The organism is Rossellomorea marisflavi (genome assembly GCF_009806575.1).
In the GTDB taxonomy this organism is placed as follows: Bacteria; Bacillota; Bacilli; order Bacillales; family Bacillaceae_B; genus Rossellomorea; species Rossellomorea marisflavi_A.
This window is the reverse complement of sequence record NZ_CP047095.1, coordinates 2,409,479-2,428,522: the sequence shown is the minus strand read 5'-3', so window position 1 is coordinate 2,428,522 and position 19,044 is coordinate 2,409,479. Positions and strand designations below refer to the sequence as shown.

22 protein-coding genes and 1 pseudogene are annotated in these 19,044 nt (G+C 47.4%); 14 read left to right on the top strand and 9 right to left on the bottom strand.

What is annotated here, in order from left to right:
* Positions 1-15: 15 nt before the first annotated feature.
* Genes D5E69_RS12560 through D5E69_RS12550 form a run of 3 tightly spaced genes read right to left on the bottom strand, consistent with a single transcriptional unit; the run spans position 16 to position 1,271 of the window.
* Positions 16-330: a DMT family transporter gene (locus tag D5E69_RS12560; RefSeq protein ID WP_148795270.1), complete on the bottom strand. Its 315-nt coding sequence runs from the start codon at positions 328-330 to the stop codon at positions 16-18.
* Positions 330-674 (bottom strand): DMT family transporter, encoded by a 345-nt coding sequence (locus tag D5E69_RS12555; RefSeq protein WP_048003806.1) that lies wholly within the window; start codon positions 672-674, stop codon positions 330-332. The genes D5E69_RS12560 and D5E69_RS12555 overlap by 1 nt, the downstream gene beginning before the upstream one ends.
* 6 nt (positions 675-680) lie before the next feature.
* On the bottom strand, positions 681-1,271 hold the full coding sequence (locus D5E69_RS12550; protein ID WP_231579042.1) for a TetR/AcrR family transcriptional regulator: 591 nt from the start codon (positions 1,269-1,271) through the stop codon (positions 681-683).
* Between the two features lie 146 nt (positions 1,272-1,417).
* On the opposite strand from D5E69_RS12550, the gene D5E69_RS12545 reads away from it, so the two are divergent.
* Both D5E69_RS12545 and D5E69_RS12540 read left to right on the top strand, forming a co-directional pair.
* Positions 1,418-1,690 carry a hypothetical protein gene (locus D5E69_RS12545; protein ID WP_159129745.1) on the top strand — a complete coding sequence of 91 codons (273 nt, stop codon included), beginning with the start codon at positions 1,418-1,420 and terminating at the stop codon, positions 1,688-1,690.
* Between the two features lie 97 nt (positions 1,691-1,787).
* On the top strand, positions 1,788-2,261 hold the full coding sequence (locus tag D5E69_RS12540) for an NUDIX hydrolase (protein WP_048003803.1): 474 nt from the start codon (positions 1,788-1,790) through the stop codon (positions 2,259-2,261).
* Positions 2,262-2,289: 28 nt separating this feature from the next.
* Here D5E69_RS12540 and D5E69_RS12535 read toward each other — a convergent pair whose 3' ends face one another.
* A complete protein-coding gene (locus D5E69_RS12535) occupies positions 2,290-2,481 on the bottom strand; it encodes a hypothetical protein (protein WP_048003802.1) in 192 nt (63 codons plus the stop codon).
* Positions 2,482-2,810: 329 nt separating this feature from the next.
* Positions 2,811-3,008 carry a hypothetical protein gene (locus D5E69_RS12530; protein ID WP_048003801.1) on the bottom strand — a complete coding sequence of 66 codons (198 nt, stop codon included), beginning with the start codon at positions 3,006-3,008 and terminating at the stop codon, positions 2,811-2,813.
* A 120-nt stretch (positions 3,009-3,128) separates the two neighbouring features.
* Between D5E69_RS12530 and D5E69_RS12525 the strand changes: the two genes are divergently transcribed.
* Both D5E69_RS12525 and D5E69_RS12520 read left to right on the top strand, forming a co-directional pair.
* Positions 3,129-3,704, top strand: coding sequence for a histidine phosphatase family protein (locus D5E69_RS12525; RefSeq protein WP_159129744.1), 576 nt, complete (start codon positions 3,129-3,131; stop codon positions 3,702-3,704).
* Positions 3,697-4,116: a thiol-disulfide oxidoreductase DCC family protein gene (locus tag D5E69_RS12520; RefSeq protein ID WP_347566684.1), complete on the top strand. Its 420-nt coding sequence runs from the start codon at positions 3,697-3,699 to the stop codon at positions 4,114-4,116. The genes D5E69_RS12525 and D5E69_RS12520 overlap by 8 nt, the downstream gene beginning before the upstream one ends.
* A 98-nt stretch (positions 4,117-4,214) precedes the next feature.
* On the opposite strand, the gene D5E69_RS12515 is transcribed toward D5E69_RS12520, so the two are convergent.
* Positions 4,215-4,610, bottom strand: coding sequence for a secondary thiamine-phosphate synthase enzyme YjbQ (locus D5E69_RS12515; RefSeq protein WP_159129743.1), 396 nt, complete (start codon positions 4,608-4,610; stop codon positions 4,215-4,217).
* Positions 4,591-5,367: a 5-oxoprolinase subunit PxpA gene (locus D5E69_RS12510; RefSeq protein ID WP_159129742.1), complete on the bottom strand. Its 777-nt coding sequence runs from the start codon at positions 5,365-5,367 to the stop codon at positions 4,591-4,593. Before D5E69_RS12510 ends, D5E69_RS12515 begins: the two co-directional genes overlap by 20 nt.
* A gap of 632 nt (positions 5,368-5,999) precedes the next feature.
* Here D5E69_RS12510 and D5E69_RS23845 point away from each other — a divergent pair.
* From D5E69_RS23845 to D5E69_RS12500, 3 genes are read left to right on the top strand one after another with little or no spacing between them, the layout of a single operon-like run.
* Positions 6,000-6,125, top strand: a complete 126-nt coding sequence (locus tag D5E69_RS23845; RefSeq protein ID WP_258523402.1) for a hypothetical protein — start codon at positions 6,000-6,002, stop codon at positions 6,123-6,125.
* A 31-nt stretch (positions 6,126-6,156) separates the two neighbouring features.
* Entirely contained in the window at positions 6,157-6,837 is a 681-nt protein-coding gene (locus D5E69_RS12505) for a response regulator transcription factor (RefSeq protein ID WP_148795258.1), read from the top strand.
* Positions 6,834-8,240 carry a HAMP domain-containing sensor histidine kinase gene (locus D5E69_RS12500; RefSeq protein ID WP_159129741.1) on the top strand — a complete coding sequence of 469 codons (1,407 nt, stop codon included), beginning with the start codon at positions 6,834-6,836 and terminating at the stop codon, positions 8,238-8,240. Before D5E69_RS12505 ends, D5E69_RS12500 begins: the two co-directional genes overlap by 4 nt.
* Positions 8,241-8,251: 11 nt before the next feature.
* On the opposite strand, the gene D5E69_RS12495 is transcribed toward D5E69_RS12500, so the two are convergent.
* Entirely contained in the window at positions 8,252-8,695 is a 444-nt protein-coding gene (locus tag D5E69_RS12495) for an Hsp20/alpha crystallin family protein (protein ID WP_249931485.1), read from the bottom strand.
* A 509-nt stretch (positions 8,696-9,204) separates the two neighbouring features.
* Between D5E69_RS12495 and D5E69_RS12490 the strand changes: the two are divergent.
* Together D5E69_RS12490 and odhB are read left to right on the top strand one after the other, a co-directional pair.
* Positions 9,205-12,053 (top strand): annotated as a pseudogene (locus D5E69_RS12490) (2-oxoglutarate dehydrogenase E1 component).
* Between the two features lie 19 nt (positions 12,054-12,072).
* A complete protein-coding gene (odhB, locus tag D5E69_RS12485; RefSeq protein ID WP_048003791.1) occupies positions 12,073-13,311 on the top strand; it encodes a 2-oxoglutarate dehydrogenase complex dihydrolipoyllysine-residue succinyltransferase in 1,239 nt (412 codons plus the stop codon).
* Between the two features lie 294 nt (positions 13,312-13,605).
* Here odhB and sda read toward each other — a convergent pair whose 3' ends face one another.
* A complete protein-coding gene (sda, locus tag D5E69_RS12480; RefSeq protein ID WP_048003790.1) occupies positions 13,606-13,740 on the bottom strand; it encodes a sporulation histidine kinase inhibitor Sda in 135 nt (44 codons plus the stop codon).
* A gap of 303 nt (positions 13,741-14,043) precedes the next feature.
* Here sda and D5E69_RS12475 point away from each other — a divergent pair, with 303 nt between their 5' ends.
* The 5 genes from D5E69_RS12475 (at position 14,044) to D5E69_RS12455 (ending at position 19,042) form a co-directional block, all read left to right on the top strand.
* Complete coding sequence (locus D5E69_RS12475; protein WP_159129739.1) at positions 14,044-15,696, top strand: AMP-binding protein; 1,653 nt, start codon at positions 14,044-14,046, stop codon at positions 15,694-15,696.
* A 114-nt stretch (positions 15,697-15,810) separates the two neighbouring features.
* A complete protein-coding gene (locus D5E69_RS12470; protein WP_159129738.1) occupies positions 15,811-16,701 on the top strand; it encodes a gamma-glutamylcyclotransferase family protein in 891 nt (296 codons plus the stop codon).
* A gap of 230 nt (positions 16,702-16,931) precedes the next feature.
* Entirely contained in the window at positions 16,932-17,135 is a 204-nt protein-coding gene (locus D5E69_RS12465) for a DUF6501 family protein (protein ID WP_048003787.1), read from the top strand.
* A 62-nt stretch (positions 17,136-17,197) separates the two neighbouring features.
* Complete coding sequence (locus D5E69_RS12460; protein WP_053073010.1) at positions 17,198-18,091, top strand: GNAT family N-acetyltransferase; 894 nt, start codon at positions 17,198-17,200, stop codon at positions 18,089-18,091.
* Between the two features lie 63 nt (positions 18,092-18,154).
* Positions 18,155-19,042: an ATP-binding protein gene (locus D5E69_RS12455; protein ID WP_063191600.1), complete on the top strand. Its 888-nt coding sequence runs from the start codon at positions 18,155-18,157 to the stop codon at positions 19,040-19,042.
* The last annotated feature ends 2 nt before the right edge of the window (positions 19,043-19,044 follow it).

Sequence of the window (19,044 nt, the reverse complement as noted above, 5' to 3'; positions counted from 1 at the left end):
TTTGCTTTACAATTTCTATGATACCAACTTCAACCCGATGATGCTTCCTACAATACAGAGAATGAAAGCGATCCGCTTGACGTCCTTTGCTTCTTTGAAAAAAATCATCCCCATGAGGACGGCACCGGCAGATCCGATACCCGTCCAGATTCCATACCCAGTGCTGACGGGTATCTCCAACAGGGCAACAGACAGGAGATAGAAGCTCAGTGCTCCTGCAATGAAGCAGGCAGCTGTCGGGATGATCCTTTTAAATCCCTCCGATAGCTTCATGAACGAAACCATGACCACTTCGCAGCATCCTGCGGCAATCAGTGCGAGCCATGCCATTACTGAGCCCCCCTTTCTTCTTTTTCTTCCTTGTCGCTCAGCTTCAGCCCGATGATCCCGAATATGAGTAGAGCAACGAATAAGATCTTCAGCATGCTGACCCCGTCACCGAGAATGAACATACCGACGATGGCTGTTCCGGCAGCACCAATCCCCGTGAAGACTGCATAGGCCGTCCCGATGGGAAGGAGCTTCATTGAATTTGAAAAGAAATAAAAACTGATCAAGATCAGGATGGCCGTGATGGTGCTTGCAACGGGACGCGTGAATCCTTCTGAAAGGGAGAGTCCGGTCGCCCAGCCGATTTCCAGGATCCCCCCGATGATGACATAAATCCAACCCATGATGTTCTACACTCCTTTGCTGTTGGTCAGTCCGAGTTCATATACCTTCCAGACCGACTCGATGCGCTCTTTGAATATCTCTTCCGTATAGTAGTGATGCTCGAGGAATACCCCGTCAATAAGGCATAAGAATGACGCAGTGAATTGTTCCACGTCGATGTGCATAAAGTATCCGCTCCTTTTTCCACTGTCGTGAATGGAGCGGAGCAGCTGACTGTATTCAACTTCAAGCTCATAGAACTTTTTGCTGATGAATTCCTTGAAGGGCTCAGGAGGGTAAAAGCTTACCCGTTTCCACAAGCGCGCCTCCTGTGTCGTCAACAGACGATGGCAGAAAGAGTCAAAGACCTTGCGCACCTGTTCGATGGCGGAGCCTGGATATTCATTGTCATATAGCCTGTGATAGGAATTGATTTCAGACTGTATGAGATCTTCAATGACTTCAGTGAAAATCTCTTCTTTGCTCGAAAAATGATTGTAGATGGAAGGCTTTTTAATTCCAACCACAGTTGCAATATCACTTAAAGAGGTTTCTTCATAGCCCTTTTGACCGAATAAATCCAGGGCTGTCTCTTTTATTTTTTTCTTGTTATCCATTTTCAATGTAATCCCCCCTTTTAACTAACTAACGGTCGGTAGTCAAACTATACTCCATTTACTTTTCCCTGTAAAGAGAAATCCATTTTTCATGAATGTCTTTTTCTCGGCATATACCTTCTAGTACAGTATCTAGGAGGGTGAACGTGAAGAAAATCAGTATTAAACTCATTGTGCTTGGTATACTGGTCGTCTTTTTGATCGGACTTGCATGGGTTAAGTGGATGGGCAGCTCGGGAAACGGTTGGTTGACCATCGAAGAAAAATATTATCCGATTGATGAAAAAAAGGCCAAGGGTGTAAAACCGGTCGGGAAATCGACGTTTCTGGTCCCGGATGTTCCATTACTTTCAGTAACGAAACAACCTATGAGGTCGACTGCGACCGGTACTTGGATTATCGGGTGGGGGAAAAGGTAAAGATCACCGTGATAGAAGGCCAACTTACTAAAATCAGCAGGAAATGATGACAGGCGAGGGGGAATTCGGTACAATCGCTTTAAAGGTGGGGGTCTGAATGGGCTATATTGAAGAACTGCGGTCACTGATCGGGACAAGGCCGGTGAATCTTGTCGGTTCCACGGTCATCCTGACTGATGGGGAAGGCAGGATCCTTCTGCAAAGGCGCACCTTCCCCGCGGGAAAATGGGGTCTTCCCGGAGGTCTGATGGAACTAGGCGAATCCGCTGAGGAAACGGCGCGTAGGGAAGTGAAGGAAGAAACGAATCTTGACGTGGGGCGCCTTCATCTGGTGAGTGTCTATTCCGGCCAAGATCAGTACATAGAAGCAGCGAATGGGGATCAATTCTATTCCGTTACAATCTGTTTTCACTCAGAAGAGTTTACAGGAGACCTGAAGCTGCAGCGTTCAGAAGGAACGAAGCTGGAATTCATATCCCCGAAAGACGTGCCAGACAACATGGTGGCAAGTCACAGGAGGATGGTGGCAGACTTCCTAGGAATGAAGAATAATCAAAAAGACGACGCTTAGAAGCGCCGTCTTTTATACGTCTATCTCATTATCTAGAGATGATATCCAGGTATGCATGGTATGCGGTAAGCTTTTCATAACGACCGAAAGCCTTTCCGTAGTGACCGGATGACTGCCCGACCGCGATATAATGACCGGTGGTCGGAAGGATATGGATCATGATGGATGGACGGCCAGTATTCCTATCTTCAGGGACATGAAGCATGGAGAATCGTTTCATTGTTGGCCTCCTCGAACCATCAAACAACCGATGATTCACGTTTAACGTAACATACTTATCCTGTTCATTCAATCGTTCCCCTCAAAAAGACCCACAAAAAAAATGGATGCTGTACGAATGATTATGTGACGAACAAAACGGGAATAGCAACACTGTTAGGAGGCTGCATGATGAACATAGATGAATTGCTTGAGAATACCGTGGACCTTGGAGAAGAAGAACTGTCTCGACCAATCTACCGGATCGACATCGATCGTCTGCTTGACCTCACACATGACCGATAAAAAATGCCGTCCCTTCTCAGAAGCAGGGCGGCATTTTTTTATCGCTCAATCATGGCGTTTATGCTTATTGAGGAGCTCTTTCAGCATATTGATGATCGTTGCCCTCTCAGGCTTGTCAAAGCTTGAAGTCCATTGATCAACGAGTGCACGTTCGTCCTCCGTCAGGTCACGCTGCAGGCCGTCGACGAGGACTTCCTTGATTTCATCCCCGGCATCTTTTTGAATGATGGTTTCAGGTTTCATGGATCATATCCCTCCCTTGCCATCCTTTTCCCTTGTATGCGTTTTCCAAACCTCATGCTCCCCACTGACAGCCGCTTTGTAGTACACTGGATGAAAACACCTGACAGGGGGTACATTCATTTGACACAGATTTGCTTAATCAGACACGGTCAGACGGATTGGAATAAAGCAGGGAGACTTCAGGGGCAGACAGATATCCCCCTTAATGAAGCAGGAAGAAAACAGGCCCGGGAGTGCAGGGATCATCTGTCCGGAGATGATTGGGATGTGATGATCACGACATCTCTGAATCGCGCCAGGGAAACAGGAGAAATCATCAATGAAAAGATGAATCTTCCTATTGAGATCATGGATGAGTTCATGGAGCGGGGGTTCGGTGAAGGGGAAGGACTGACGAGGGAGGAGAGGAGAGCGTCCTATGAAGGGTTTGACTTTCCGGGGATGGAATCTGAGGAGGACCTCAATGACCGGATCATGGCAGGACTATCCACCATCCTGCAGTGCTACCCCGGTAAGAGAATCCTATTGGTTTCCCACGGTGGCGTCATTGCAGCCATCCTGAGGCTATTCCATCTCGACGCACAACAAGAGGTGAAGCTCTTCAACGGGTGCATCAATCACCTCCATTATTTAGAGGATTCATGGCAGGTGAGGGGATATAATGTGATTGATCATTTATCCAGTACCGGTGCGTGATCTAGTAGAAAGGGGGATGGAGATGGCCATCATTTTATTCGACGGAGTCTGCAACTTTTGTGACCGATCGGTCCAGTTTATCATCCGCCACGACAAAAGGAAGGTTTTTCAATTTGCTTCCCTGCAAAGTGAAACCGGAATTGAACTGTTGGCTCAATATAGGCTTCAGGAGGAAATCGATAGCATCGTCCTCATCGATGACAGAGGCGCGTTCACGGAATCAGATGCCATCATCAGGATTTCAAGTGAGCTTCGCTTCCCTTATTCTTTGGGGAAGCTCGGTCGGATCATTCCCCGCCGCCTGCGCGATGCCGCCTATAAGCAATTTGCCAAGAAAAGGTATAAGTGGTTTGGGCAAAAAGAGCAATGCAGCATTCCTTCAAAGGAAGTCAGGGACCGTTTTTTACCTTGACCACATCTGTATGTTCCAGCATCAAAAAGAATCGGGATCCGTCCTGCGTGGACGGATCCCGATTCTTTCTTTTTATAAGGCAGGTGGACGCAGCACGCTCATGACAGAAGGGAAACGGCAAATGATCGTTTCCTAGGTCCGTCGAATTCGCAGAAATAGATTCCTTGCCATGTGCCGAGAAGAAGTTCGCCTTCGTGTATAAGGATGGTTTGGGTGTGTCCTGTAGTGGATGTTTTTAGATGTGCGGCTGTGTTCCCCTCAGCGTGCAGATCAGACTGATGCTCCCATGGGAATACTTCATCGAGTCTTCTAAGGAAGTCGGTCTTCACATCGGGATCAGCATTTTCATTCACAGTGATGCCGGCAGTCGTGTGGAGGGATTGAACGATGACGGCCCCTGTACTCACATCTTTGAAATCCACAAAGTCCTGAACCGCACGGGTGATATCAATCATTTCATCACGTTTGGTGGTTTCAATCTGAATGATTTTCATGGAATTCTCTCCTTCCTTTAATCGAATTGGGTGATAGCGTATGTAAGAGCTCGCAGATCCTTGCTGCCAGACGGATGGCGGAAGGATGGTCCCCATGTACACAGATGGTATCCGCCTTAAGAGGGATGACCGCTCCCGTTCTCGTGCGTACACGTCCATGCTCGATCATTTCCTTCACTTGATCCAGCGCCTCCGATTCGGCGAGGACGGCTCCGGAAAGATGCCGTGGCGAGAGAGTACCGTCTTCTTCATACGAACGATCGGCAAATACTTCTTCAAACACCTTAAGGCCAGCGCTTCTCCCAGCTCTAGTCAGTTCACTCCCAGACAGCCCATATAGGATCAAGTCAGGGTCCAAAGCATGGACCGCCCTGGCGATCGCCTGCGCAATAAGGGGGTAGCGTGCGGCTGTATTGTATAGTGCCCCGTGAGGCTTCACGTGGGTCAGACAGATGCCCTTGGCAGTCGTGAAGGCAGTTAGTGCCCCGATCTGATACTGAATCATGGCTGATACGTCTTCAGGATCCATGTTCATTTCCCTTCTTCCAAACCCTTGAATATCGGGGTACCCGGGGTGGGCACCAACGGAAACCCCGGCCGCTGCCGCAAGATCAACGGTTTTCCTCATCACTGCAGGATCCCCCGCGTGAAAACCGCAGGCGATATTGACCGATGTCACATATGCCATGATGGCGTTGTCATCCCCGACCGAATAACGACCATAACCCTCTCCCAAATCACAATTCATATCAATCATCCAACCATCCTCTCCAGATCCTTCAATCCCATTCTCGTCGGTCCAACGAAAAAAAATGAAATTCTCATTGAATTTTAATCTTACTTTAATTGTATTCACTTTTTTTACGATTACAATGAATCTTGCTTATGAATAAGGATTTCACTCCCAAACATATGAATCAGGTTCGTATGGTAAAATCTTTATGTTATAAGACCCATTCTAATTTCTTTCCTTTGAAGACAAAAGTCATGCTGAAGCTTTTGTCTTCTTTTTTTGTCTTTTCAGACGCATCACTGCACCCAAACCCTCTAGAATCCTTCTCAGCAGACTTTTGTAATCACGGGTCCTTTCAAACAGTTTCCTCCGCAAGAAGAAGTTTATCCCCTCTTCAATCGCCACTATGGACAGAAGCAGGCATATCACCAGCCAAATCAGGATCATCACTCCTAACATATCGTTTATATGTACCATATGGAATACTCTACCACGTTATGATGGACAACTAACATAAGATATCTATAATATTATTATGTCAACCAATTGGATTTTCGATAATCTTTCTCGCTACGTTAAAGAAAATTCATCTCATTCTCATGGAAATTTAATCTTGAGGGGAGATAATGTTGTTAAATCAAAAGGAGGTAAAAATCATGTGGATACGATTTATACCTGTATTATTCTTCAGTCTTACAGCCATTTCACTCTTTGCGTATCAAGGTGTAGAAATCATTCATGCCATTCAAGATTTTATTTTTGATAAAAATAGACTAAAATAAGGAATATAGAGGCAGCAGAGCAGGTGATGGTGTGAAACGAATATTAGTTATAGAAGATGAAAAAAATCTGTCCCGTTTCATCGAACTTGAATTGACTTATGAAGGCTATGAGATCGGGCAGGCCTATGATGGCCGTGAAGGACTGGACCTTGCATTGAATCAGGAATGGGATATCATCCTCCTCGATCTCATGCTTCCGAGTCTGAGCGGGTTGGAGGTGTGCCGCAGGATCCGCCAGGTCAAATCGACCCCGATCCTCATGATCACAGCACGTGACAGTGTCATGGACCGGGTGTCGGGACTCGACAGCGGTGCGGATGATTATATTATCAAACCTTTCGCCATCGAAGAACTCCTCGCAAGGCTGAGGGCGGTGTTCCGCCGGTCCGAAAACGATGCACAGCTCGTCCATCAGACCAGCTTCACCTATCGTGATCTCGTCGTCAAGAAGGAGTCCAGGCAGGTGCTGAAAGGGGATAAAGAAATCGAAGTCACGAAGAGGGAGTATGATCTTCTTCTTGCGTTCATGGAGAACCAGAATATCGTATTGACAAGGGAAGTGCTCCTGAACAAGGTATGGGGATATGATACGGAAGTCGAAACGAATGTCGTAGACGTCTATGTCCGGTATTTACGGAATAAGATTGATGGGCCCGGGGATGACAGTTACATCCAGACGGTACGGGGCACCGGTTACGTGATGAGATCATGAATAAACTGGTTTATCGGTTCAAACATACGTCTTTAAAGGTTAAATGGGCATTGGCGGCTGGTTCTGCTATCTTTTTAGCCTTTTTTTTATTCAGTTTCTTTCAATATCATGCCATCGATAAATGGCTCATCAATGAGGAAGAGAACAGTTTTGGCCGCGTACTGGACGAAATCACCGTTTTTTTCAAACAGCGCGGTCCGAATATCCAGAAACAGGACATCTTTGACAGTCAGGATCTCATGAAGCAGATTGCCGAAAAAGATCAGACGATTCGGATCCTCGATACAGAGGGGAATCAGGTCCTAGAGATCCGGGGTGAAAGTGATACGTCATTCTATGTCCCATTCGAGCCGGTCAGAGGCAAATCTGTCAATCTCATCGAATCCGAAAACAAGAAGATGCTCATCGGAAGGTCGCCGATCCGTTCCAGCGAGTTCAATGGGTATGTAGAAATCATCCAGCCGCTGAACCGGTACGAAACCGTCATGAGAAATCTTTTCTGGATGATGTCCATCATCGGAATTGGTGCCCTGCTTATCAGTGCACTCATCGGATATATCATGGCCGGTAATTTCGTCAAGCCTTTGAATAATTTATCTGAAACGATGCGATCCATTGAAAGGAAAGGATTTCATGAAAGGGTGGATATCGGCGACTCGGCTGATGAGATCACGGAATTATCACATATCTTCAACTCCATGATGAGTCAGATCGAAAATTCGTTCCAACAGCAGCAACAGTTTGTCGAGGATGCCTCCCATGAGCTCAGGACGCCGATCCAGGTCCTGGAGGGTCACCTTTCGCTCCTGAACCGTTGGGGGAAAAAAGATCCCACCATCTTGGAGGAATCATTACAAGTTTCACTGGAAGAATTGGAGCGGATCAAGCGCCTGGTTGGGGAGCTTCTTGAATTATCAAGGGCAGACCGTGAAAAGCAGGATTTGAACAATGTGCGTGCGGATGTCCGCAAGGTGGCCGGCAAGGTGCTGGGGGACTTCGAGTTCCTTCATACAGACTACACCTTCAGAATTACTGACAGCCTGTCCGGCCCTACCGAGGCTGTCATGCAGCCTCGGCATCTTGAACAGGTGTTGACGATTATTTTCGATAATGCCGTAAAATATTCAGATACAGGCTCTGTGATTGAAATGGTCCTCAAGGATGGAGGGGACCGTGTCATCATCGAGGTCAGAGATGAAGGGATCGGCATACCGGAAAGCGATCTTCCGAAAATTTTTGACCGGTTCTACAGGGTGGATAAAGCAAGGAGCCGGGAGAAGGGTGGATATGGCTTGGGACTTGCGATTGCCTCCAAGCTGATTCAAAACTACGGAGGGGCTATTGAAGCCGACCTGAACAACCCGGTGGGAACCGTTATCCGCATCAAATTAAATAGGGCCTAACTGTGGACGTCTCAGTATCGATCTGAGACGTCTATTTCTGTAAACTGCATATCCGTGCTTTTGGGGATTTTCACCTCCAGGATGCCGTCGCGAAAGTGGGCAGAGGCCCCTTTTTTCTTCACGAGACAAGGGAGCGTCAGGACTTGGCGATCGCCCTGGGAGGGGATATTTTCAATGATCGCCTGATTGGAAGTATGATAAATTTTCACCTTCTTCATCAGCCCTTCATCTTTTAATTCAAATCGTACATATACATCATCGAAGGATTCGAATACATGTGCTGGGATGCTTCCGTCCTCGCCGCTTTGATGGGCAGACTGCTGGGGAGAGGCTCCTCCCATGGTGCTGTTCGCATTCATCATGCTTTCGAATCCGCCCGGAAACATCTTTTTCATCATATCCTGTACATATGAGTCCACTTCCTGAGGATTCATATTCTGTTTCATCCCTTTCATAAAAGGGAATACGTTCCATGGAAACATTGTTGCACCCCATTTCTTGGATCGTTCATTTATGACATTCTATTCAACTCTGGGCGGAAGGTTCGCAGACTGACAAACTCAAAAAATGCTGATATTCAGTAAAAATTGTTTGGTTTTTTTTAGGAAGAGTAGTAAGATGGTTTATGAAAAAAGTCTATCGCCCCATGGAAAGTGTGCATGGAGAGAAAGCGCTTCATAAAAAATTATTTCAGAATAATGGGTTAATTGACACATCAACTATATGACATTATGGGAATAAAGGGGAGATGGCCTTTCCGAAGAATTTCCTTACCTTCAGAATCGTAGAGTAAAAATTTTGAGAAATTTGATTTAAGGGCTTTATAATAGTCCTTTACAGTGATAAAATATCCTTGTAAGCGTTTTATACGAACAAATTTTACTATTCTTCCATAATATGAACTGGAATGAATACATGATATCCAAATAATACTAAGTGGCAAATCAGTTGGAGGTTTTTCACGATGAAAAAGCAATCGACCAATCAAGGTGGACCATGGCAATCGTTTTATGGACCCAATCTTGGCTATGTGATCGAAGTGTATGAAGAATATCTGCAGGATCCCGATGCAGTAGATCCCGAGCTGAAAGAACTTTTTGATCAATGGGGCCCCCGAAAGCTGAAGACGTACAAGTCCTGGCAGATGCCCAATCAGCTGACGCTTCGTTTTCCCTGCCGGCGCAGCCGACAGAACTGAGCAAGATGGTGGCGGCCGTCAAATTGGCCGACAACATCCGTACATATGGCCATCTGGCAGCCGATATCAACCCTCTAAACGATCGGGAGAAGGATACGAGAAGAATTGATCTTTCCGAATTCGACCTGACCGAAGAGGATCTTAAGAAGATACCGGTTGATTTCCTATGCCCGAATGCACCGGAACATGTCACGGACGGACTGCTGGCCATCAAACACCTGAAGAAGGTGTATACGAAAAAACTTGCCTATGAATACGCACATGTGCACGAGCTCGAAGAAAAGAACTGGCTGCGCGAGAAAATCGAGTCTGGTCAATTCTTCCCGAAATTGACAAAAGATCAGAAGCTGCTCCTTTTAAGAAGGCTTGCCGAAGTGGACGGGTTCGAAAAATTCATCCACCGCACCTTTGTCGGGCAGAAGCGCTTTTCAATCGAGGGTCTTGATACGATGGTTCCCCTTCTTGACGAGATGGTACGGCACTCCGTTGAGGCCGGTGCCAAGACGGTCAATATCGGCATGGCTCACCGAGGTCGCCTGAACGTCCTCGCCCATGTAGTCGGAAAACCGTATGAAATGATCTTCGCTGAGTTCCAGCACGCACCAAGTAAAGACCTCATCCCATCAGAAGGTTCTATCGGCATCACATTCGGATGGACCGGTGATGTGAAATACCATCTTGGGGCAGACCGAGAAATATCACCTCGTCAGCTTCCCACAGCCCGCGCGAGGGTGACGCTTGCCAATAATCCGAGTCACCTTGAAGTGGTGAGCCCAATCGTTGCCGGTTACACAAGGGCAGCACAGGAGACGAGGGAAGATAAGGGGTATCCGGAACAATCCCCTGAAACGTCCTATGCCATCATGATCCATGGTGATGCTGCATTCCCTGGTCAGGGTGTCGTGGCCGAAACGCTCAACATGAGCAGGCTCCGCGGGTACGGTACAGGAGGATCGATTCATCTGATCGCCAATAACATGATCGGATTTACAACGGAAAGCAGGGATTCCAGATCGACGAAATACGCATCCGATACGGCAAAGGGCTTCGAGGTGCCGATCGTCCATGTTAATGCCGATGATCCGGAAGCATGCCTGACGGCAGCGGTCCTAGCGTATGAATACCGTAAAACGTTCGGTAAGGATTTTGTTATCGACCTGATCGGGTACCGCCGCTTCGGACACAATGAGATGGATGAGCCAATGGTCACGAATCCGTTAATGTACAAGATCATCCACAAACATCCGAATGTAAAGGAACTCTTCGCAGAAAAATTGCTTTCCGAAGGAATCGTCAATAAAGACGAAATCGCTGCAATGGATAAAGAAATCGAAGACATGCTGAAGGCTGCCTATGATAAGGTCCCGGCAAAAGATGATGATCCCGACACGGTCCTCGCTCCGCCTGAAGATGTTGCAAATGGCCTGCCTGAGATCAAAACGTCGGTCGATCTTGCCACCATGAAAGGCTTGAACGATGAAATGCTTCAGTGGCCGGAAGGATTCAATGTCTTCAAGAAGCTTGGTAAAATCCTTCAGCGGAGAGGCCTCGCCTTTGAAGGGAAAGGGAAGATCGATTGGGCCCATGCAGAGACCCTTGCATTTGCAAGCATCCTGAAGGATGGGACGCCGATCCGCCTTACCGGTCAGGATTCTGAAAGGGGAACGTTTGCCCAGCGTCATCTGGTTCTTCATGATGAGCAGTCGGGTGAAGAGTACATCCCCCTTCATAACCTGAAAGATACACATGCTTCATTCGTTGTTCACAACAGCCCGCTTACCGAGACGGCCGTTGTCGGATACGAGTACGGTTATAACGTATTTGCCCCGGAAACCCTGGTTCTATGGGAGGCACAGTTCGGGGACTTCTCCAACATGGCACAGGTGATGTTCGATCAATTCATCTCCGCTGGCCGTGCTAAATGGGGACAAAAATCGGGGCTGGTCCTGCTTCTCCCGCATGCCTATGAAGGGCAGGGGCCGGAGCATTCCAGCGCACGTATGGAACGTTTCCTCCAGCTGGGCGGTGAGTATAACTGGACCGTTGCGAACTGTTCGACTTCGGGTCAGTACTTCCACCTGTTGAGAAGGCAGGCAGCCATCCTCCAGAAAGAAGAGGTAAGGCCGCTTGTGGTCATGACACCGAAGAGCCTGCTCAGGAATCAACATGCGTCCGTTACAGCAGAAGAATTAGCCGGAGGGGAGTTCCATTCCGTCCTCGAACAAAAGGGAACGGGTGAAAATCACGAAGCCGTAGAGCGCATCATCCTCGGAAGTGGTAAAATCACCATTGATCTTGAAGAAAAACTTGGAGAAATGGAAGGTCTGGATTGGCTTCATATCCTTCGTGTGGAGGAAGTGTATCCATTCCCGAATCAGGAGATCGCTGCCATTCTGGACAGATACCCGAATCTGAAAGAAATTGTCTGGATTCAAGAGGAACCGAAGAATATGGGGGCATGGTCATTCGCAGAACCGCGCCTGAGGGAACTTGCACCTGATGGAGTAAGTGTTCATTATGTCGGCAGAAGAAGGCGGTCAAGTCCTTCTGAAGGGGAAGCGACCGTACACAAAAAAGAACAATCACGTATCCTGAACGAAGCGTTAACCCGATAAGAAAGAGGAGGACATCACAGTGGCAGAAATAAAAGTTCCAGAATTAGCAGAATCCATTACAGAAGGTACGATCGCCCAGTGGCTGAAACAGCCGGGCGATTACGTGGAAAAAGGCGAATATATCGTAGAGTTGGAAACCGATAAAGTAAACGTGGAAGTCATCTCTGAAGAAGCGGGAACGATCCAAGAACTGAAAGCCGAAGAAGGAGATACCGTTGAGGTTGGCCAAGTCATCGCTGTCGTCGGTGAAGGCGGGGAAGCCCCGGCCCCATCCGAGGAAAAAGCGGAGGAGAAAGCCGAAGCTCCTGAACAGAAGGAACAAAAGCAGGAACCGGCCAAAGAAGAGCCTGCTGCAGCCGAAAAGAAAAATCGTCCGATTGCTTCGCCTGCTGCACGCAAGCTCGCTAGGGAAAAAGGGATCGATCTTTCCGACGTGCCGACCGATCCTCTTGGAAGGGTGCGCAAGCAGGATATCGAAGCCTATGGAAACAAGCCTGCTTCAGCTCCGGCCAAGCCAGCGCCAGAAGCTAAAAAAGCGCCTAAATCCGATAATGGTAAACCGGTTGAGCGCGAAAAAATGTCACGCCGCCGCCAGACCATTGCTAAGAGGCTTGTTGAAGTCCAGCAGACGGCTGCCATGCTCACGACATTTAACGAAATCGATATGACGGCTGTAATGGAGCTCAGAAAGCGCAAAAAGGACAAATTCTTTGAAGACCACGATGTAAGACTCGGATTCATGAGCTTCTTCACAAAAGCGGTTGTTGCTGCCCTTAAAAAGTATCCATACGTGAATGCTGAAATCGATGGAGATGAAATCGTACTCAAAAAGTTCTATGATGTCGGTGTTGCCGTCTCGACTGAAGATGGACTGGTCGTTCCGGTGGTCCGTGACTGTGAGCGCAAAAACTTTGCCGAAATCGAAGGGGAAATCATGGAGCTTGCAACCAAAGCAAGGAAAAACAAGCTTGCCCTTGCCGATCTCCAAGGTGGATCTTTCACCATCACCAATGGCGGTGTCTTCGGATCACTTCTTTCCACTCCGATCCTGAATGGACCTCAAGTAGGGATTCTAGGAATGCACAAGATCCAGTTGCGTCCGATGGCAATCGACAAGGATACAATGGAAAACCGTCCGATGATGTACGTGGCCCTATCCTATGATCATAGAATCATAGATGGCAAAGAAGCAGTAGGCTTCCTTGCCATGGTGAAGGAACTGCTTGAAAATCCTGAAGATCTTCTTCTTGAAGGCTGATCCTGATTTTTAACTGAATGGATGAATGTATTGCCGGTGCCCCAGGGGGGCATCGGATTTTTTTTGCACTAAACCTTGTATAAATGCATAAAATATGATTAAACCCAATATTTTTGGTCAAGGGAAAAAGAGGTGATGAAAGTGAAGAAAAAGGTATACTACTATTCTTATTTGTTTCATAAGCTTGGAATCATCGAGGAAGAACAATGGAAGAAAGCAAGTAAAGGCAGGTCCCCTTCACAAAAATAAAAGGTGAAGACAAATTTGTCTTCACCCTTCCCATTCAACGTCTCATCACGATTTCCTAAAAGGCCTCAGTCCACGGTTTCGAATTTCTTTCTTCAGGAGCATAATCCAATCCTGATCATTCCCCTGCTTTTCAGCATTCCGATACGCTGCGACCAACTGTTCATTACTTAAGATTTTCATGAGCAACCTCCCAGGAAATGTTTAAAATATAGAATGTTCTATATTTTCTATTTATTCTACATACATTCACCGTGTTTGAAAAGGGGTATTTTGAAAATACAACTTAAGTCGGGTTTTGGCACGAATTGTTGAAATGTGTTTAAACCAGATGGATTTGGGGTAAGGGTGTGATCCCGATATTCAGTGGTAAGCACGTAGAGTCGTTAGAGTAAAAGATGGGCTTCCTTCCTTTTATGTTTGAAAATTCTAATTTTTATGATAATATTACTCACGTAAGAACAGTATGTACATATTGGGGAGGGGTTGTATGTGGCGGTTTTAACGAAAACAATCGGGACACTTCTGGAAGAAAAGGCGGCACTTTTCCCGGAACGGGATGCGGTGGTTTATGCGGACAGGGGGTTGAGATGGAGCTATTCCCGCTTTGACGAACTTTGCCGTCAAGCAGCAAAAGGATTCATGGAACTTGGCATCAATAAAGGAGATCATATGGCCATCTGGGCGACAAACACCCCTGAGTGGCTTATCAGTCAGTTTTCCACCGGGAAGATGGGGGCTGTCCTGGTCACGGTGAATACCAATTATCAAAGGGAGGAACTGAAGTACCTGCTGGACCAGTCGGATAGCAGCTCCATCATACTGATGGAAGGTTACCGAACAACCTCTTATATCGAGATGCTCTATGATATTTGCCCGGAACTCAAAACTTCAGTACCAGGTCAGCTGGAAAGCGCTACGCTGCCGAAGTTGAAGAATGTCATCGTCCTCGGCGATCAGCGCTATCCCGGTACCTATTCCTGGGACGATATCATGAAGCTCGGAGAAGGGGAGGGCGACGAACGGCTGAACGCACGGATGGCCGAGTGCAAACCTGATGATGTGATCAATATGCAGTATACTTCCGGTACTACAGGGTTTCCTAAAGGAGTGATGCTCACCCACTCCAACATTGTGAATAATGGATACAATATCGCAAGGTGCATGGATCTGACTGAAAAGGATCGATTATGCATCCCGGTTCCATTTTTTCACTGTTTCGGTTGTGTGCTTGGAACGATGGCATGTGCTTCCGTAGGGGCCGCGATGATACCCGTGCAGGAATTCAATCCATCAGAAGTCCTCCGCACAGTGGAATCTGAACGGTGTACAGCGTTACACGGGGTTCCGACGATGTTCATTGCTGAGTTGAACCTCCCAGAGTTCAACGAATATGATCTTTCAACGCTCAGAACCGGTATCATGGCAGGAAGCAATTGTCCGGTGGAGGTGATGAAGGGGGTAATGGAGCGGATGGGAGCTGAAGAAATCACCATCGCTTATGGCCAAACGGAGTCTTCCCCGGTCATCACACAGACCCGGACGGATGATCCATTGAATGTGAAGGTGGAGACGGTCGGCCGGGCCCTTCCCGATGTCGAAGTGAAAGTCATCGATCCTGCCACAGGAGAATCCCTTGGTCATGGTCAACAGGGGGAACTGTGCACACGCGGTTACCACGTGATGAAGGGATATTACAAAAATGAACAGGCGACCTCCCTGGCCATCGACGAAGAAGGATGGCTCCACACTGGAGATTTGGCCGTCATGGATGAAGAAGGGTACTGCAGGATCACGGGAAGACTCAAAGATATGATCATCAGGGGCGGTGAAAATATTTATCCAAGGGAAATCGAAGAGTTTCTATACTCCCATCCAAAGATCCTCGACGTACAGGTCACCGGTGTACCGGATGAAACGTTTGGAGAAGAAGTGATTGCATGGGTGATCCTCAAGCCGGGTCAATCCTGCACATCAGAGGAAATCCGCGATTTTTGCAAAGGGAAGATTTCTCGGTTCAAAGTGCCGAAATTCATTGAGTTCATTGATTCGTATCCCATGACAGCGTCAGGGAAAATACAGAAATTCCGTTTGCGGGAAATGGGTGAGAAGGCCATTTCGCACACGAATAAAATGTAATCGCTTTCTTTTGTGGGTAAGGGCATTGGGTCGTCTTACGGGACTCCATTGCCCTGTTTCTGTGATATCATGAAGAAGCAGATTATAATGAATTCAATCCGTGGAGGAATTTCTATGCTCGTATTCGTTTATGGAAACTTAAGAAAGCATGAACGCCATCATGCGCTTTTACAAAATCCCCGAACCATTTCACATCAAGCGTACGTCGATGGGATACTCCTTGAATCAGTGGAGGGACACCCGGTCATGAAGGACGGAAGGGAGAAGGTGTACGGCGAATTGTATGAGGTCGACCCTTCCGTCATCGATCAGCTCAATAAGACGAAAGAAGCGATCCCGGCCAAGGCCATCAAGAAGGAAGCAACCGTTTATACCGACCACGGAAGCTATGTGGCTACCGTATTTACAGCAGCATCAGAACACGTACAGGGTTCAACGATTCCTTCGGGTGATTGGAAAGTAAAGAATTTCCTCGCACACAGGCCGTCCGACATCCTATATTTCGCCTACGGATCCTGTATGGACGAGGAACGGTTCAGAAAAGCAGGGGTCCACGTCCACTTTCAGGACTGCCTTGGAGCTGGAATTGTACAAGATTTCAGAATGGATTACTCTTTTGTCGTCGATGACGGGGGCAGGGGGGATATCACGGAAGTTCCTGGAGAGGCGATGGAAGGCGTGGTCTATCGAGTCAATCAGGAAGCCGTCGACTACCTATTTGAAAGGGAAGGGGTTCTCCCCGGATGGTACCGCCCGGCTTTCCTTGATGTGATGATTGATGGAAGGGTACATAACAATGTCCTTACGTTCATCGTGAAACGGAAATCACCTGAAACCCTTCCGCCGGAACATTACGCCCTTGAGATCCTGAGGGGAAGCCATCCTTATGTAAGCGACAGCTATCATCGTAGACTGCAAGATCAGCTCTTGGGACTTGGAATGGACGAAAAACGTCTTCATGCCATGCTTCAGAAGATACCGACGTTGAATCGGGATCCTGCCTGAGTGCGTGATGCTGAAATGCTGACTACTGCAATGTCTGTTGCTGCGGTCCATCTGTATGACATCGTCTTGAGGTCCACGATTTCTGTACGAAGATATATGTGACCGAATCATCGCCATCCTAATTGTAGGCCGTGTAAAGCGGACGGCAAGGTTTCTTCCTGGAGTATTGAACTCAGAAGAAGATAAGACTATACTAGTAACATAGTCAAGATCAGGAAGGGGATACAACAATGATCCATCATACATGGACCGGGAATGAAACAGGAAGAAAAGTGAAGTGCCTACATACGAATGCGGCAAAATATACAGTGGAACATGTATTGGTTCCAGGGAAAGTATACGACTTAAAAAATGAATCCGAAGATTACTACTTCGTCATCGACGAAAGCGGTAAGATGGGCGGATTTTACAAAGAGTACTTTGAAGTACTGTAAGGATCAAAGCTGATGCTTTTCATTCTCTGAAAGCATCAGTTTTTTTATGTGGAGGTGAAGGGATGAGCAGAGTCAAACGGTCAATACGGGTAGGCGATCTTTCTGAGGTGATCAGCTTGATCCATGACTATGAAGAAACCGTATATGGAAAAGTACAAACCAGTTTGAAGATGATCAGGGACTTGGTACTCAAGACGGGAAGAGAAGATAAGGTCGGGCTATGGATCCATGATGTGCTGAAGGGGGTGTCGTTTCTCACTCATCGGGATCATCGTCTCCCATCGCTGTTATTGACCGTGAGAGACAAGGGGACAGAAGGCTACATTGAAGATCTGATCGAATCCCTGATCGAATCGGGAAAACGCTGGAAAGCAGGGAGTGCCGAAGAGAAGAGCATTATCATTTCCGCCAATACGCCTGAAGAGCGGACTGCTTTCGAGAAAGCGGGATTTTCCGCCGGAAGACACTGGCATCAGATGAGCAGGGAACTCACTGGGATGTCTGTACCGGACGATCCGTACCTTGTCCGTCCGTTCATTCCCGGAAGCGATGAACATGCTCTCTATGAAGCCTACGAAACGATTTTTGCCGATCACTATGACTATCATCCTTCCACATGGGAAGAGTTCAATCAGCGGTTTTTCACCCCGGAAGTTTCAACCGATCAGTGGCTCCTCATGATCGATAAGGAAAATGTGATCGGATTTGTCCTTTCACGTGCTGATGATGAAACAAGGATCGGGGAAATATCCCATTTAGGGATGAAAAGGGAATGGCGGAGAAGGGGACTGGGACGACAGTTGTTACATCGAACATTTGACGGGCTGCACCGTGCGGGCATGACTCATGCGGCGCTGTTGGTTGATAGTGACAGCCCGACTCGTGCAGCACTGCTTTATAAAAAAGCGGGCATGACCATTCAACGGACCTTCACCAGATATGATTTGTCCCTTTAAGCATCTTCCTTTTGCAGTGCTTGTTTCATTTCGATACAATAGTTCCATGGATAATCAGAAAGGATGACAACAGTGAACGTAACACAACTACCAGATGAAATTGCCCGCTTGATCGAAGAACGAAAGCGTACCTTCCATAATGAAAAAGACCGGTCATTGGTCAGGAAGGGAGGGTATACCTCCAGCGAAGATTTTATAATCGAAGACTGCCTGACATCGCTGACCCTTGGAAAGAATCTTTTATTGAAGGGACCGACCGGATCGGGGAAGACAAAGCTCTCCGATACCTTATCTTCCATGCTGTCACAACCGATGCACAGCATCAATTGCTCCGTTGACCTGGATGCAGAGGCTCTCCTGGGGTACAAGACGATTGCAGAAAAGGACGGCAAGAGCGTAATTGAATTCATTGAAGGTCCTGTCATACAGGCGATGAAAAAAGGACATCTCCTTTATATAGATGAGATCAATATGGCGAAGCCTGAAACGCTTCCGATCCTGAACGGGGTCCTCGATTATAGGAGAAGCATAACAAATCCTTTCACAGGTGAAGTCATCAAGGCCGAACCGAGCTTCGGTGTCATTGCGGCCATCAATGAAGGGTATGTCGGGACCGTCCCGATGAATGAAGCCCTGAAAAACCGGTTTGTGGTGGTGGACGTGCCATATATTGAAGGAGATACATTAAAAGCGGTCATAGCCGCTCAAAGCTCCCTTACGGATCCTAAAGTAGTGGACCGGTTCGTCCAGCTCGCTTCAGACTTGATGGTACAGGTGAGGAACGGACAGGTATCAGAAGAAGCAGCTTCCATACGTGCCCTCCTTGACGCGTGTGACCTGGCGGTGCACCTGCCGGCAAAGCGGGCCATCCGACGGGGAATCATAGATAAATTGGAAGATGAAAGGGAAAAAGCGGCAATCGAAAACATTGCCGATACACTATTCGAATGAGG

Coding starts and splice junctions, on each gene's coding strand:
- D5E69_RS12560 (WP_148795270.1), bottom strand. CDS start 330: ATGGCATGGCTCGCACTGATTGCCGCAGGATGCTGCGAAGTGGTCATG.
- D5E69_RS12555 (WP_048003806.1), bottom strand. CDS start 674: ATGGGTTGGATTTATGTCATCATCGGGGGGATCCTGGAAATCGGCTGG.
- D5E69_RS12550 (WP_231579042.1), bottom strand. CDS start 1,271: ATGGATAACAAGAAAAAAATAAAAGAGACAGCCCTGGATTTATTCGGT.
- D5E69_RS12540 (WP_048003803.1), top strand. CDS start 1,788: ATGGGCTATATTGAAGAACTGCGGTCACTGATCGGGACAAGGCCGGTG.
- D5E69_RS12535 (WP_048003802.1), bottom strand. CDS start 2,481: ATGAAACGATTCTCCATGCTTCATGTCCCTGAAGATAGGAATACTGGC.
- D5E69_RS12530 (WP_048003801.1), bottom strand. CDS start 3,008: ATGAAACCTGAAACCATCATTCAAAAAGATGCCGGGGATGAAATCAAG.
- D5E69_RS12515 (WP_159129743.1), bottom strand. CDS start 4,610: ATGAAAATCATTCAGATTGAAACCACCAAACGTGATGAAATGATTGAT.
- D5E69_RS12510 (WP_159129742.1), bottom strand. CDS start 5,367: ATGATTGATATGAATTGTGATTTGGGAGAGGGTTATGGTCGTTATTCG.
- D5E69_RS23845 (WP_258523402.1), top strand. CDS start 6,000: ATGTGGATACGATTTATACCTGTATTATTCTTCAGTCTTACAGCCATT.
- D5E69_RS12500 (WP_159129741.1), top strand. CDS start 6,834: ATGAATAAACTGGTTTATCGGTTCAAACATACGTCTTTAAAGGTTAAA.
- D5E69_RS12495 (WP_249931485.1), bottom strand. CDS start 8,695: ATGAAAGGGATGAAACAGAATATGAATCCTCAGGAAGTGGACTCATAT.
- sda (WP_048003790.1), bottom strand. CDS start 13,740: ATGAAAATCTTAAGTAATGAACAGTTGGTCGCAGCGTATCGGAATGCT.
- D5E69_RS12470 (WP_159129738.1), top strand. CDS start 15,811: ATGCTCGTATTCGTTTATGGAAACTTAAGAAAGCATGAACGCCATCAT.
- D5E69_RS12465 (WP_048003787.1), top strand. CDS start 16,932: ATGATCCATCATACATGGACCGGGAATGAAACAGGAAGAAAAGTGAAG.
- D5E69_RS12460 (WP_053073010.1), top strand. CDS start 17,198: ATGAGCAGAGTCAAACGGTCAATACGGGTAGGCGATCTTTCTGAGGTG.
- D5E69_RS12455 (WP_063191600.1), top strand. CDS start 18,155: ATGACAACAGTGAACGTAACACAACTACCAGATGAAATTGCCCGCTTG.